Source organism: Arthrobacter sp. Y3223164 (assembly GCF_059091005.1).
In genome coordinates this window covers 1-1,256 of the sequence record NZ_JBNHGF010000590.1, presented here as the reverse complement: position 1 = coordinate 1,256, position 1,256 = coordinate 1, and the positions used below count along the sequence as shown (strand labels likewise).

The window sequence follows — 1,256 nt, the reverse complement described above, 5'->3', positions numbered from 1 at the left end:
GAAGCGGCCCGGCTGCTGAAGGACCCGGACGAGGCCGCTGCGCGCGGAGCAGTCGCGCGCGAGGCGGCGCTGCGGAACTACGGGCTGCAGGCATTCCTGGACAACTGGGACAGCCTGCTGGCAGAGACCACCACGGGCGCCGGACGGGTCATTGCCGCCAACGAGAGGAGAGAGCCGTGAGGATATCGATGGTTTCCGAACATGCCAGCCCGCTGGCGGCGCTGGGTGGTGTGGACGCCGGCGGCCAGAACGTGCATGTAGCGGCCCTCTCCGCCGCCCTCGCCCGGCGGGGGCACAGCGTGAGCGTCTACACCCGCCGCGACGATCCGATGCTTCCCGCCCGCGTCACGATGCGGCCGGGAGTGGAAGTGGTCCACGTCAACGCCGGACCGCCCGAACCGGTCGCCAAGGATGAGCTGCTGCCCTACATGGGCCCGCTGGCCGACGGGATCAGCGCCGACTGGGCGGACAGCCCGCCGGATCTCGTACACGCGCACTTCTGGATGTCGGGGGTGGCGGCCCTCGACGCCGCGCGCCGCCCGGGAAGCCCCCAGGTGCCGGTGCTGCAGACCTTCCACGCGCTCGGCACCGTGAAACGGCGGCACCAGGGCGCGCAGGACACCAGCCCGGCCGAACGGGCCTGGCTGGAACCGTCCGTCGGCCGCAGCGTGGACCGGATCATCGCGACGTGCTCGGACGAAGTGTTCGAACTGGCGGCCATGGACATCCCGCGCGGCAATATTTCCATTGCCCCCTGCGGCGTGGACCTGGGACTTTTCAAGGCCGACGGGGAGGTCGAACCGCGCGGCCGCACCCACCGCATCGTCACGCTGGGCCGCCTGGTTCCGCGCAAGGGCATCGACCTGGCCGTCCAGTCCCTGCGGTTGCTCAAGGACCGGGGACTGGACGACGTCGAACTGATCGTGGTCGGCGGCGCCTCCGGTGCCACCGGGCTGGCGGCCGACCCCGAGGCCCAGCGGCTGCGAGGCCTCGCCCGTGAGCTCGGCGTGGAAGACCAACTGGTGCTGCGCGGCCAGTTGCCCCGGGAAGAAATCCCTGCGGTGCTGCGCAGCGCCGACGTCGTCGTCTGCGCGCCGTGGTACGAACCGTTTGGGATTGTTCCGCTGGAAGCAATGGCGTGCGGCGTTCCGGTGGTCGCGGCCTCGGTCGGCGGGCTGATCGACACCGTGGTGGACCGCAAGACCGGCCTGCACGTGCCGCCGCGGGACCCGGAGGCGGTGGCCGAAGCCGTGGCC

The 1,256-nt window shown here is 71.6% G+C and carries 1 protein-coding gene and 1 pseudogene; both read left to right on the top strand.

Features of this window, described 5'->3' with window-relative positions:
- Positions 1-180 (top strand): annotated as a pseudogene (locus AC5RUJ_RS16645) (glycosyltransferase family 1 protein); the annotation flags it as partial.
- The coding region (locus AC5RUJ_RS16640) for a glycosyltransferase (protein WP_494156289.1) at positions 177-1,256 on the top strand (1,080 nt) is incomplete at its 3' end. The pseudogene AC5RUJ_RS16645 and the gene AC5RUJ_RS16640, both read left to right, overlap by 4 nt.